Here is a 12,955-nt window from a genome sequence, read left to right as displayed (position 1 = left end):
GTTAATCAAGCGCACCGGTTTTCATACTGCTGGTTGGGTTGGCAGTTTGGGCTCCCATAGTTCCTTTTACCTCTACTTTAATTACCGTGGCAATACCATCTGTTGCTTTGTCAGGCACATTTATAGTTAGCCCATCGCCGGATAGCGTAGTTTTCAACACGGTATTTCCGGCCAGCATTTTAGCATTTACCACTTCATTCTTTAAGCCGGGAATAGTCAATTTACCATCTGTTGGCCAGTTAAATACCGAAAAGTAAAGCGTAGTATTTTTACCATTTGGCTTAAGCGTACAACGGCCCCAACTTAAGGGCTGAAGCGGACTTGCCTTGGTAGCGTATATTGCTTCGCTGTTCACTTTCATCCACTCACCCATCTTTTTTAAGGTACTTATACTTTCCTGCGGAAATTCCCCCTCGGCGTTAGGGCCAACATTTAACAGGTAATTACCTCCTTTCGATGCAATATCAATGAGGTTATGAATTAATGTTTCAGGGGCTTTCCATTTATGGTCATAGCTTTTATATCCCCAGGTACCGTTCATGGTCATGCAGGTCTCCCAATCTTTTCCATCAAGCTCGCTCAGGTTGGGGATCTTCTGTTCAGGTGTTTTGTAATCGCCTGCAAAATTGGGGCGCTTAAGCCGGTCGTTACTGATAATGTTTGGCTGTAATTTTAACAGGTCGTGTAATTTCTGAGCAAACTCATCTGTCATGTTGGTTGGTGTATCCCACCAGATTACAGCGACCTCTCCATAATTAGTTAACAACTCTTTTACCTGCGGAACAGCTACACGGTCAATATAATCGGCCATGGTAGCCGAGGTTTGTGCCGGGTCCCAATGGCCTGTATTTTCTTTAGTGTAAGCATCTATTTTGGCCGAGTCGGGATTTGGCCAGCCTTCGCTGCTTACTTTACGTGCCGCCGCACCGCCTGGATTATTCCAGTCTTGTGCCTGCGAATAATAAAATCCGAGTTTAATTCCATATTTTTTACATGCAGCAGCCAGCGGTTTTAAAACATCTTTGCCGTAAGGTGTAGCGTCGGCGATGTTCCACTTGCTGGCATTTGATTTAAACATGGCAAAGCCATCATGATGTTTGGCTGTTATCACGATGTATTTCATGCCCGCTTCTTTAGCCAGTTTCACCCAGGCATCAGGGTCATACTTTACCGGGTTAAACTTTTTGGCAAACTGTTGGTATTCAGCTACCGGGATCTTTCCCCTGTTCATAATCCACTCGCCGCCGTGCCCTATCTCATAACCTTTGTACATACCGGCCAGCCCGGCATAATCCCCCCAATGAATAAACATACCAAAACGGGCTTCGCGCCACCATTTCATACGCTCATCGCGGGACAGCTCTTTTTGAGCAAAAACATTATGCGCAACAAAAACAAATAGCCAACAAGCTATAAAAAGTTTTTTCATAAGGATGTGTTTTTAGCAGAAACATATCTGCTATGGTTTATAATAATGTTTGTTAGCAAGCTAATTGGTCATGTACAACGCGGTATTGCCGCTTTTGTATTGTTATACAAGTACCTTTGAGTTTGGTACCATGACACTATGGTAAGAATTTACGACAACGTTATAGTAGCTATTATATCTTACTACCTGAGCCGTCCTTTGCGAGATAGAGCCCCAAATTGCCTATTGCCACATTTGTTTTGGCTTTAAGTACCGTTAGTTTCACTTTCCAGGCTATAGTTTCCGGAAATTTCAATATCAGGTTTTTCCCTATGGTGGTTCCGTGAGCTAATAGCTTCCAGTTACTATCCAATTGCGCCTCAACTTTATACTCTTCAACATGCCCGCCAATGGCTTCGTTAAGCTGCAGGGTATTCATATTTACCGGGCCTTCCATATCAATTTCGAGGGTTGCGTTTGTAACACCGTCAGCAGTACACCAATAAGTATCAGCGTTACTGTCTACAGCTTTCTCGCCGCCAAATTCGCGGGTACTGCCTTTTACGTTACTGGTATTTGTCGGCCGGCCAAAGGCAAGGTTTATACCCAGTATTTTATCACGGTCTGTTTTTACAGGCAACGCTTTTACCAGTTTGTTGGGGAACATTTTTTTATTATTGGCGGCATATCCTATATTTTTAATCCCCTGTATGCCCAGTCGCTCTGTCAATTGGGCCAGGTAAAGGCTTTGGATCTCCACGGGGAAACCATGCGAATCAAAATTTCCGTCCGGCAAAACAGGCTGGCTGTCAAACAGGCGCGCGGTTTGTTCACGCTTGCCTATACAGCCAATGGCCCAGTTTACCGCTCCGGGTGGATTTTGAATTACATATGTTTTGGCTATGCAATTCCAGGCTACTGCCCATCCCATTGTCCAGCCGTGGCCCGAGCCGGCAATACCGCGGTTCATGAAATCAATACCGCCATCCGGTACTGTACAGTTATCAACCAACAACCCGGTAGCCCAGCGCTTGTGCGGCTGAATACGGCTGCCGAGGCCTTTAAAAGTACAGTTGAGCAAAACATTAGGACCCGGAATTAATGATGAAGTCCATACGAAATACATATTGCCCCCGGTAATTTCACACCTGTCAATAAGGTTTTGACTGCCTTCCAGGCTAAAATCTGTTGGTTTGGATGCACCAAGATTAGCATAAGTATGCTTCACTATAACTTTTTCCATTGTGATCCTGTTGCCGGCAAGTACGGTGGTATTCATCGTTTCCTCACAATACACATCTTTAAGCCAGCAATCATCGCCGCCAACGCGTACACCTGCGTAGGGCGCATGCCCGTAGTCAATTTCAAGCGGAGGACATTGGATATGGATGTTTTCTACACCAACCTGCATAACGCGTGAAGCAGGTATAACTTTGGCAACTACTGTGCCCGGCGGATTTAAAAATTTAGCATCATATGAATCGGCGAGCGGAAGATCCACCGTAAGTTTATTACCCTCAATTACTGTGATCTTTCTTTTGGTTATTCCATGAGCCCCCGCTCTAATCCAGGTTTGCTTTTTCCCATCACGATACATATTATCCATCCCCATAAAATGAACCCAGGCTTCAGTTACAGGCCTGCTGATATTAATAACGTCACCTACCGCAAACCCGGATGCATCTGCCACGGTAAAAGATTTGCTGCCTGATGGCACATAGGTATCGGTTATTAATGTGCTGGTAGTATTCACCGTACTGCTATCTGCTTTTTCGGTCCGGCCCAATGCAACTTTGGTATTGCCCCGGCCAATTACCACAGCCGTGTGCGGATCGCCAACCATTTTAATGGTAGTACCTCCTGCCCCGCTGCCATTGCCGCGCAATACGACGCCGCTTTCCGACAGAATAAGAGGACCGGCACAGGTGAATGTACCTGACGCCAATTCAACTGCTCCCCTGAAACCGTTTTTCATCGGCATTGCGGCCACCTCATCAATGGCGTTTTGAATGATCTTTGTATCATCATTTGTGCCTGAAGGCTTTACGAGGCGCTTAACGGGCACAACAGGTAACGCTATACCGCCCCCCATATACCCGGCATATGAAAAATCCATGATTTTATCGCCCGCTGGTGTGGTTTTATAAACCAGCTTGCCATCACTACCGCGGTATACCCACTCACTTTTCCCTTTTTGTGCAGATGCTATGCCCGCTGCCAGCAAGCTTAACAAAAGTGCTGTAATTTTTTTCATGTTTTATTTAGTATTACAACCAACATCGGCAGGGTTAAGTACATGTGCCTGAACAAACGCGTTAGACAGTTCATCAGCACCAATATCAAGCGGTAAAGTACGGGGCTGGCCATCCATATCAAACTTAATACCGGGATATGAACCAATAGCATGATTTACAGCAGGACTGCCCGCCTCAAGGTGATAAACATCCGCTGATGTTTTAGCCAGTTTAGGATCGATATTTGTATAGCTGCCGGCCGGCATATCGCCGGCGTCCTTCACATTAAACAAGATATTGCCCGCCCACTGCGGATCAGGATATGGGCCTGCAATGGTGGCAGCAGGCCCACCACCCTGGATGATGTTATTGGCCACCGTAATTGAAGTGGCGCCCATACCGTTTTTTCGGGCAGTTTGTATAATGTTTTCTTTGTTATTAACCAGTGTATTAAAGGCAATCAGCACGCGGTCGGGCCGGTCATGCGAAGTTAACTGGGCCCCGTCGGCTACCTCTCCGTCGCCATTACCTATTACGACGGCAGAGCTGCAGTTTTCAAAATAGTTGCTGTAGATCAGGTGATCATCGCCAAAAATCCTTAAGCCAGGCGTATTGAAGAAATAATTGCCATAAACCAGGCTTTTATTACCATGGCGCAGGGTGAACTGCGCAGGGCAGTTACGAATGGTATTGTACCGGAGCGTTACTGCCGAGGCTTTGACCGAGATCAGTTCGTTTTCGCCTTCGCATTTTTCAAATAAATTATACTCAACAATGCTGTTGCTTGATGATAAGCTAAACCCGCTTAAACCAAACTGCAGCGTCTCGGCACCATTTTTACCGCCCTGGCTTGCCTGGCTATTGAAATAATTGTGGTGGATATGCAACCTTTCGGCAATTTGCTTATCCTGACCACGAACAGCGATAAACCTGCCCATCGCATTCTTATTCTGAAAGGTGTTGTGATCAATTTCCTGATCACTGCCGGCGATGGTCAAATCCTCCCCATCACCAGGAGTTTCAAAAATATTTTGCGTGAAGCGGCAAAAGCTGGTACCTGTACCTGTTTTGGCTCTTGATGCAGCATGCGTAAATTTAAATCCCCGGATAGTGATATAGGCCGCCGGGCTTATTAAACTAAAACCTCCTTTACCGGTAATTTCTGCTGCTCCCGGATGTTGGGCAGCTATAATAATATTTTTACCCTGCAGGCCTTTTTCATTAACAATAATATCCTCAGTGGTTGGATATACCCCATCGGCCAGTAAAATAACATCGCCCGGTTTTGCTTGCGTAATAGCCTTTTGCAGGTCGGCAATGGATGAAACAGTAACTGTGCCTGCCAAAAGGGTTTTTGAAGATAATAGCAGTAAGGTAACAAGTACTACAGCCAATCCTGTAATTCCTGCTTTTATATAGCTTTGAAGATGTTTCTTATACATTATTACAATTTTTTATGATGATTAAGGAATGCTATACCACTAACATCGCTCTATTTTCCAGCGGTTTAATAATATAGAAAAGCCAATTAATACACTCAATTGGCTCTATCATTATTGTTACAAATCGTTATGATAACCAGGAGATATTATTCCCGCAACCTCACCGCCTGTGCAGATGCACCGGAGGCTAAAACCAATGCTTTATCAGCCTTTGAAATATCCCCGCCCTCTATTTTAATATTAGCACATGCTTTGCCTTCGGCTTGCAGCAAATTTGTTACAGGTGTCAATACACGCAGGGCGCTTACCAAAACATCCCGCGTGTTGATGAAACGTAATAATGATTCAGCACCTTTTTGTCCCTGGGCACTTAGGCCATTCACCGCTGCATCTTCTACATTATCCAGGATAAGGGCAGGGCGCAGATCCGGGCTTTCCATGGTAAACCTGACGTTATGAAGCGATAGGCCGCGCACATTCCGGGCATACATACCATAAGCCGGAGGGATACCAATCTGATAATATTCGCCCGCCACTTTAGGAACATCCCTTACTGCGGCCTGTTCTTCGGTACCCCCGCCCGGAAAAGTGACATGCACATTGTTAAAAGAAATATTCTTTAAAAAAACATCGTCCATAGCATTCAGGGTGATGCATGAAAATATTTCGCCGGGATTGTACCTGCTGGCAAATTCCGCATCACGAAGCGGGACCGGTTTTACCACGGTAGCCTGGATATTACTGAAAGAAATATTACGTATAATTCCGGGGGTATCAACTGTTCTATTAACTGAAGATTTCTCAGTCCCCAGGCCTATAGAGATGGGGCCGGTAACTTCCTTCATCACCAGGTTTGAAAACGAGATATTTTCGAACCGGGATCCGGGGGAGCAGCGCATTTTTATAGGGCAGCCATAGGTTTCATAAATGAGACAATTTGAAACGGTAATATTTTCGGCCTCGCCACCTCCGAAACGGAACACCGACCATCGTGTGCTGAAGGAGCAATCAGAAACTGTTACGAATTTACAGCTGCCAAATAATGCGCAGGCATCATCCTGGCATTGTACATCACAGTTGGTTACATGTACATAGGTACTCCCAATAAAATGAAAGCCGTCGTTATTATGAATCACTTTGCCACGGATAAACAATCCTTCCATTTTTACATAAGAGCAAAGACAAACCCGCACCGAGTGATAAGCACTGTTGATGAGCGAGATATTACGGACCGTAAGGTTTTTACATTGGTAAAAAAGTAAATGATATGGCCTGTGATTACCCGTAATACCTGCCGGCGGCAACACCCCTTTAGTATCGCTGCGAAATTGCGCGCCCTGCCCATCGATAGTGCCATTACCTTCAATGGTAATATTATCGGCATTTACTGCAAACAGTAATCCTACATTTCCATCGTTCATTGTCCATCCAATGTCAAGGGGAATGACATCGCTGGCATGGTATTGTTTTCCGTCGGTAGTCCCCAGTAATTTTCCTTGTGCGGCTATGTGCAGAGTAACGTTGCTTTTTAACTCAACCGTTCCAATGACAAATACCCCTGCAGGCACCAATACAGTGCCGCCCTGCTCTTTATTACAGGTATCAATCGCCGCTTGTACAGCAGCGGTATCCAATGACTTGCCATCTCCTTTTGCACCAAAATCACGGATATTATAAATACGGGCACCAGTGTCGTTGCCGGTTGCTTTTATCTGGGTGGGGTGTTCAAAGCCCAGGGTGTTTGACGTAACTGCCATTAATCCTGTACCCAAAGAAACCTTCCCCATTGCACCCAGCCAGTTGCGGCGCGATATTGCTTTATTGTCTTGATCTTTCATCAGTAATTTAATTTTGGTGTGTTTATATAGAAGCTAAAAGCTGAATGCACAAAGCTTAAAGCCAACAACTTGATTGTAAAACAATTAGCTGCTTTACGTAAAAACAATTGATGGATCCATCCTCAATTAACACCGGCAGCGAAATCACGACCGGCGCTAATTGAGATCAGTATTATTTGGTTTGATAGTAAAGCACCCTGTCAATTACCTGTATGGCTCCGTTTAATGCCAGAATATTGCTGGTACGTACACTTACATAACCTACGGAATTTGAGAAATCATTTAGCCTCATGGTAAAGTTCTGATCGTCATTAACCCGCAGCGTCATTAGTGAATTGGGGTTTAAGGGATCATAGTTTACCGGCTGCAGCGTGGTAGCCACAACGTTACTGGGCGTTAAATTATTAAACGAATACGCTCCCTGTACAATTAAATACAGCAGGTAGTTTTTAACCTGCTCTTTAGGATAATCGCTCCATTTTGTGGCGGGCTTGCCATTCACCAGGTATTTGCCCCAGTAACAATCTGCAGTGATGGTAGGTACTTTATTTACTACCGTTGTTCTGTAAACGGCATCATTATGCAGTAATATAAACGTGCAATCGGTTTTTATATACAAATTGGTATCAATGCCCGAATATTCAATGGCCTGGCGCATCAGCTTAAAAACAGTATCCTTCCCGGCAAAATTATAGCTGCGGTCTTTAATAAACTGCCAGGTTGTTTTATTAATATGCGGATCAAGCACATAAGGATGATATTCAGCATTTTCCTGCATCTTTAACCCGGCAAGGTTGCAACCTGCCATGCTTATTAAAAGGCCTGTCAGGGCAAACCACAAACCTGCTTGTTTCATCTTTTTCATTATGATATAATTTAATTAATAAGGTGGATTTTGAGTTAGCTTGGTATTGGCATTTAATACATCCTGATCAATAGGCCAGAATATTTTCCGGGGATCGCCAAAGCCGGTAGCAGGGAAACCTTTGTTAACCTGCCTGATCTTGATTATCGGGTCCATAATGCTGATGATGATATTATTTCTTTGCAAATCGAACCATCGTTTAGCTTCGCAGAATAGCTCGAGTTGCCTTTCGCGTAATATGCCGTTAGCATTAACCGGTGTGCCGTAAAGCATTGCATCGGCATTGGCAAAATCACTTGCCTGGTAGGCGGGTAAACCTGCCCGGGTATGTACCATGTTTAAATAAACCAGTGCGTTAGCCAAATCTCCCGTCCTGTTTAAAGCCTCGGCCCTTAACAGATAAATATCTGCAAGGCGGTACAATGGGAAAAGTAGGTTGGCCTGAGGCGAGTTGGGATAGATCTGGTTGCCGTTCTTATCTAAGTTAACTGCATAGTATTTCCATATTTTATCGTGGTTATTCACTTTAAAATCAACACTTAATGCGCCCCTGATATCTGTTGTGGTTGTGGTAAAATATGTCCATAATGCAGGATCAACAGAAAAGTCGCTGTTGGTATCGCCAGCACCAATTTCCTGCGAAGTTTTATTACCTCCATCAACGGTAAAATCCCAGTTTAAGCTCCAGATACACTCTTTGGTATTTGTTGGCGCTATAAAATTATTTTTCCAGTTGGCAGTGCTTTCCAGGCTGTAACGGTTTAATTTGAACAGGTTATCGCACCATAGCAAAGCATTGCTATAATCATGGTTATACATGTAAACATCCATCAACATGGCGGCTATGCCTCCCGAGTTTAGATTCCATACTACAGATGCAGTATGGTCTGACAGGTCATAAGCCTTTAGCAGATCGGGCAGAATAACGTTTTTTACAATATCGGCGGCTGGTGTTGCCGCTTTGTATGGATCGGTACTCAGGTCTTCATAAGGCTCTGTCCACACGGGTACATTTCCCCAAAGCCTTATCAGCCAGAAATAGCAATAAGCCCTTATCCCAAGGGCCTGCGCCTGCAGGTCCTTTGATAAAACAGGGTCAATACCATCAATGGTGGGGATATATTTAATAGCAAAATTTGCGCGGCTGATGGTTGCATATATCAGCGTCCAGTCGGCACCATTGGTGGTTGGCGTTAAAACATTTAATGCAAGCGGCAAACCGTCATTATAGGTAGGATGATAACTTAAGTTATCGCTACGCCCATCGCCCCAATAAATATACTGGCTGCTAAACATATCCTGAATACCATCATATATGCCGGCAATACCAGCCTTGGCGTCGTCAGACGTTTTCCAGAATTTGCTGGCTGCCAGCTGGCTTTGTGGTGGCTGATCCAGCAGTTTTTTACAACTGAGCAGCGAAACGGAGAACATTAAAAAAGTAATGATTATTTTTTTCATGATCAGATTCATTAGAAATTAACATTTAGTCCAAAACCAACTTCGCGCCTGCGCGGATAACGGCCATTATCATTACCCGGTGTTAAGGCCGAGCTTGATGAAAACTCAGGGTCGTACCAGGTGTAATTAGTCCAGGTAAGCAGGTTTGCGCCATATACATATGCCCCTATATTTTTCATCTTAATGCGCGAGGCTATATTTGCGGGCAGGTTATAAGTGAATTTGGCATAGCTGAGCCGGATGAACGAAGTATTTTCAAGAAAACGGCTTTGAGTTCCCGGGAAATTGGCGACCGAATTTTTCCGGCCCATGTAAGGTATATTGGTGACATCTCCCTGCTTTTTCCATGAATTATAGGTGGTATTATTATCGGCAACTATGCCTGATGTAGCCAGGTTATTAAGCGTTTGCCTCGGACTGTCATAAGCCTCGCCGCCCCAGATGGTATTAAATGTGAACGACAAGCTGAACTGTTTATAACTAAGGGTATTGATAATGGCGCCGTAAAATGATGGTTGCGCATTGCCCAGTATCTGCCGGTCGTTGGCATCTATTACACTGTCTTTCTTAACGTTATCAAATATCATATCGCCGCCAAGCAGCAATGCCCCGCCGGCATACATGTGATGCACGGTACCGGTGTATGTTTGCCCGTTCAGGGTGTAGCTTGCAGCCGTTTTACCATCCGCAGAAACCCCTACCGGCGTTAACCTGTTCCAGTTGCCGTCGTAGGCATTTGATGCATCATACTGATAAACGCCCAGCCCTTTGTATCCATAGAAATCGCCGATCTTGCCCCCTTCCTGAACCAGGTAAGTAGCACCGCCTGATGTAGCCAGGAACGGCTGATGATTATAAAGGCTCTTGATTTTGTTACGCTCAACAGATAAGCTGGCATTAATATTCCAGTTAAAGTTTTTACTGGTTACCGGTGTGGCATTTACAGAAAGTTCAACACCATTGTTGGTAACGTCGCCCACGTTCACGTACACATTGGTAAAGCCGGTTTCAACCGGGATATTACGCTGATACAGCAGGTTCTTTGTTGTTTTTTGATAGTAGTCTGCAGTTACATTTAAGCGTCCCCTAAAAAATTGCAGATCCATACCAATGTTTTTCTGGATATTGCTTTCCCATTTTAATTGTGTGTTTCCGAACTGATCGCTTAAAACCACACCGTTAATTGCGTTATAAAAAGAAGTACCAAAAGTATAAATGAGCAGGTTTGAGTTGGCCGGGACCCGGTCATTACCAACCTGCCCGTAACTTACCCTCAATTTAGCATCAGCCAGAAACTTTTTAGACCAGGCCATAAATGGTTCATCCGAGAATCGCCAGGCGCCGGATGCACCATAGAAATCACCATACTGGTTTGAACTGCCAAATTTCGACGATCCATCCTTGCGGTAAACCAGGCTCAGGATATAGCGGCTTTTGTAGCTGTAACCCGCGCGGGCGTAAAGTGATTCGCGACTGGTAGAGCCCGCATTAGTGCCCGTATTGGTCAAATCAATAGTACCTGCAACATTTGATGTATAGATGCTTTCATTGGCATAGTTTGTTCCGGCTATTTTAAAGCTGTTATTCTGTGTTTTTTCGGCACTCACCCCAATCAAACCCGTTATGGAATGATTACCCAGGTTTTTGCTATAATTTAAAAATCCCTGGTAAGCCCAGTTGGTATTAACTGCAAAGCTTTCTTTACCTGAGTTAACTGTAGGGCTGGCGCTGCTTAACAACTTTGGATCAAAAAATACGTTGTGCGGTGTTGATAATCCAAAATCAAAGTTATTGGTTAAACGGAGGTCTTTGCTGATGGTATAATCAATCTGGTTAAACAAATCGCCGGTATAGGTATTGGTTACGTTAACCTCGAGCAAGGCAACCGATAACTGGTTACGGCGCCCGCTGATGTAGCCGGTTAAAGTACCATCGGGGTAGTATAACGCTAAATTTGAGGGCCGTTGAAAGGCCTGGTTAATGGTATTACCTTCATTAATGTTATTGTTAGTATTATAACCGAAAGAAAGGCGGTTACTGTATTTAAACCTCGGGGATACCTGGTAATCGAGATTGAAACGGGCTTGCAGTGTTTTTGAATAACTATTAACTATCAGGCCCTGATCATTGATATACCTGAGGCTTGAATAGTAAGTCATGTTTTTTTCGCCGCCGCTAACGCCAAAATCAAGAATATCTTTTTTTGCCAACTGGGTAATTACATCCTGATTGTCATTATCAGAATTAAAAACCACATTCAGCGAGTCGTTGGTGGTGGTTGGCTTATCCGGACTGTTACCATTATATAAATTCCGTTCTACACGCAGGTCTTTTGAATTTGGTTGTTCCAGCTTATGGGCCATTACGCCAAAAATGCGGGCGTACTGGGCATTAATAAGTGGTTTGCCCGCCTGGCCCCGCTTGGTAGTAATTAATATAACACCATTGGCTGCCTGCGAGCCATAGATAGCCGCCGAAGCAGCATCCTTCAACACTTCAATTGATTGAATATCATTAGGGTTAACATTATCGGCAGTTGGGCTTAAAATTCCGTCAATTACAAACAACGGCGCATTGCCTGCTGTTGAAAATGTAGAACCGCCACGGATCTGGATGGAGCCGGAGGCACCAGGCTCGCCCGAATCATTTACTACCAACACGCCCGATGCCTGCGATTGCAGAGCATCGACCAGGTTAATGGGATGGCGCTCTTCTATCTGTTTGGCCGAAACAGTTGCTATAGCCCCTGTAAGGTCACGCTTGGCTACCGACTGGCCATAACCGGTTACGATAACCTCGTTCAGATCTGTTGCCGATTCTTTAAGCGTTACGTTGATGTTTTTGCGGTCGCCAACTGTAATTTCGGTTGAAACATACCCTACAAATGTGAATACCAGGACTGCGTTATTGTCGGGCACATTGATCGAAAACTTTCCGTTGTTATCTGTCAGTACGCCCAGATTAGTGCCTTTAATTTTTACACTTACTCCGGGTAAAGGTCCTTTATTATCTACCACCAGGCCGGTAACAGGTATAGTATTTATAGCGTCATTATAAACAGAACGGTAAGTATTTGTTTTTTCAATTTCTGTAAGCGTATTTTTCACAGACACATTACGAAGGTTGATGCTGATCCTGTTTTGATCATGGCCTTTTGAAAAAACCTGAAAGGAAGATATAAGTATCAGGATCAGGGTACACTTTGCCGTAAGAAATATTTTCAAATAGCTTCGCAACCGCATATTGCTTATGCGGCAAGCACTTTTTTTCATAATTTAGTATTTAGGTTACTGTAATTATTGGTTTAAGAAAGACTCGTAAATTAGTTACCAATTATTGCGGGGAATGCGCCAACATTCTCCGCTTTTAGGCTTAATGCAGGTTTATTTGTCAAGTTTTATCATACGCATATTTTCAGGTTAAACATTTGGGTTAATAAGTAATTGAAGTATTGATCGGTTGCCAATAACTTCGGTTATTTTCATAAAAGGACAGGCCAGTTTTAACAGCTGTTCGTAATACACAAAACAGATTTTTTGAAAAGGTGCCGGAGCGCCGTGATGCGCTACTTTTAATAGCAATTTTTTAACAGCAATATCTAACATAAGCAGCAGGGTTATTTGATAAGCGCATTTACAACGGAGAAATGCCTGTAATTGGTAGCGCTAAATTTAGGAGGGAAAAACAGGGCAGTAGTAAACAATATT

7 protein-coding genes are annotated in these 12,955 nt (G+C 44.0%); all 7 read right to left on the bottom strand.

Features of this window, described 5'->3' with window-relative positions:
• Position 1: 1 nt before the first annotated feature.
• Positions 2 to 1,429, bottom strand: coding sequence for an alpha-L-fucosidase (locus AC59JO_RS13175; RefSeq protein ID WP_497305812.1), 1,428 nt, complete (start codon positions 1,427 to 1,429; stop codon positions 2 to 4).
• Between the two features lie 172 nt (positions 1,430 to 1,601).
• Positions 1,602 to 3,662, bottom strand: coding sequence for a discoidin domain-containing protein (locus tag AC59JO_RS13170; protein WP_497305810.1), 2,061 nt, complete (start codon positions 3,660 to 3,662; stop codon positions 1,602 to 1,604).
• A gap of 3 nt (positions 3,663 to 3,665) precedes the next feature.
• Positions 3,666 to 5,084: a polysaccharide lyase 6 family protein gene (locus AC59JO_RS13165; RefSeq protein ID WP_497305808.1), complete on the bottom strand. Its 1,419-nt coding sequence runs from the start codon at positions 5,082 to 5,084 to the stop codon at positions 3,666 to 3,668.
• A 146-nt stretch (positions 5,085 to 5,230) separates the two neighbouring features.
• On the bottom strand, positions 5,231 to 6,922 hold the full coding sequence (locus tag AC59JO_RS13160) for a glycoside hydrolase family 28 protein (RefSeq protein WP_497305806.1): 1,692 nt from the start codon (positions 6,920 to 6,922) through the stop codon (positions 5,231 to 5,233).
• A 172-nt stretch (positions 6,923 to 7,094) separates the two neighbouring features.
• Positions 7,095 to 7,787 (bottom strand): fasciclin domain-containing protein, encoded by a 693-nt coding sequence (locus AC59JO_RS13155; RefSeq protein WP_413666640.1) that lies wholly within the window; start codon positions 7,785 to 7,787, stop codon positions 7,095 to 7,097.
• A 15-nt stretch (positions 7,788 to 7,802) separates the two neighbouring features.
• The gene (locus AC59JO_RS13150) at positions 7,803 to 9,248 is read right to left on the bottom strand and encodes a RagB/SusD family nutrient uptake outer membrane protein (RefSeq protein WP_413666639.1); all 1,446 of its coding nucleotides are present in this window, start codon (positions 9,246 to 9,248) and stop codon (positions 7,803 to 7,805) included.
• A gap of 11 nt (positions 9,249 to 9,259) precedes the next feature.
• Positions 9,260 to 12,520 carry a SusC/RagA family TonB-linked outer membrane protein gene (locus AC59JO_RS13145; RefSeq protein ID WP_497305804.1) on the bottom strand — a complete coding sequence of 1,087 codons (3,261 nt, stop codon included), beginning with the start codon at positions 12,518 to 12,520 and terminating at the stop codon, positions 9,260 to 9,262.
• Positions 12,521 to 12,955 lie beyond the last annotated feature (435 nt).

This window comes from Mucilaginibacter sp. A5337, from assembly GCF_059690695.1.
The sequence above is the reverse complement of the archived record's forward strand: the minus strand, read 5'-3'. Positions and strand labels throughout refer to the sequence as shown.

Excerpts from the sequence above, each read along its gene's own strand:
- AC59JO_RS13175 (WP_497305812.1), bottom strand. The coding sequence starts at position 1,429 with ATGAAAAAACTTTTTATAGCTTGTTGGCTATTTGTTTTTGTTGCGCAT.
- AC59JO_RS13170 (WP_497305810.1), bottom strand. The coding sequence starts at position 3,662 with ATGAAAAAAATTACAGCACTTTTGTTAAGCTTGCTGGCAGCGGGCATA.
- AC59JO_RS13165 (WP_497305808.1), bottom strand. The coding sequence starts at position 5,084 with ATGTATAAGAAACATCTTCAAAGCTATATAAAAGCAGGAATTACAGGA.
- AC59JO_RS13160 (WP_497305806.1), bottom strand. The coding sequence starts at position 6,922 with ATGAAAGATCAAGACAATAAAGCAATATCGCGCCGCAACTGGCTGGGT.
- AC59JO_RS13155 (WP_413666640.1), bottom strand. The coding sequence starts at position 7,787 with ATGAAAAAGATGAAACAAGCAGGTTTGTGGTTTGCCCTGACAGGCCTT.
- AC59JO_RS13150 (WP_413666639.1), bottom strand. The coding sequence starts at position 9,248 with ATGAAAAAAATAATCATTACTTTTTTAATGTTCTCCGTTTCGCTGCTC.
- AC59JO_RS13145 (WP_497305804.1), bottom strand. The coding sequence starts at position 12,520 with ATGAAAAAAAGTGCTTGCCGCATAAGCAATATGCGGTTGCGAAGCTAT.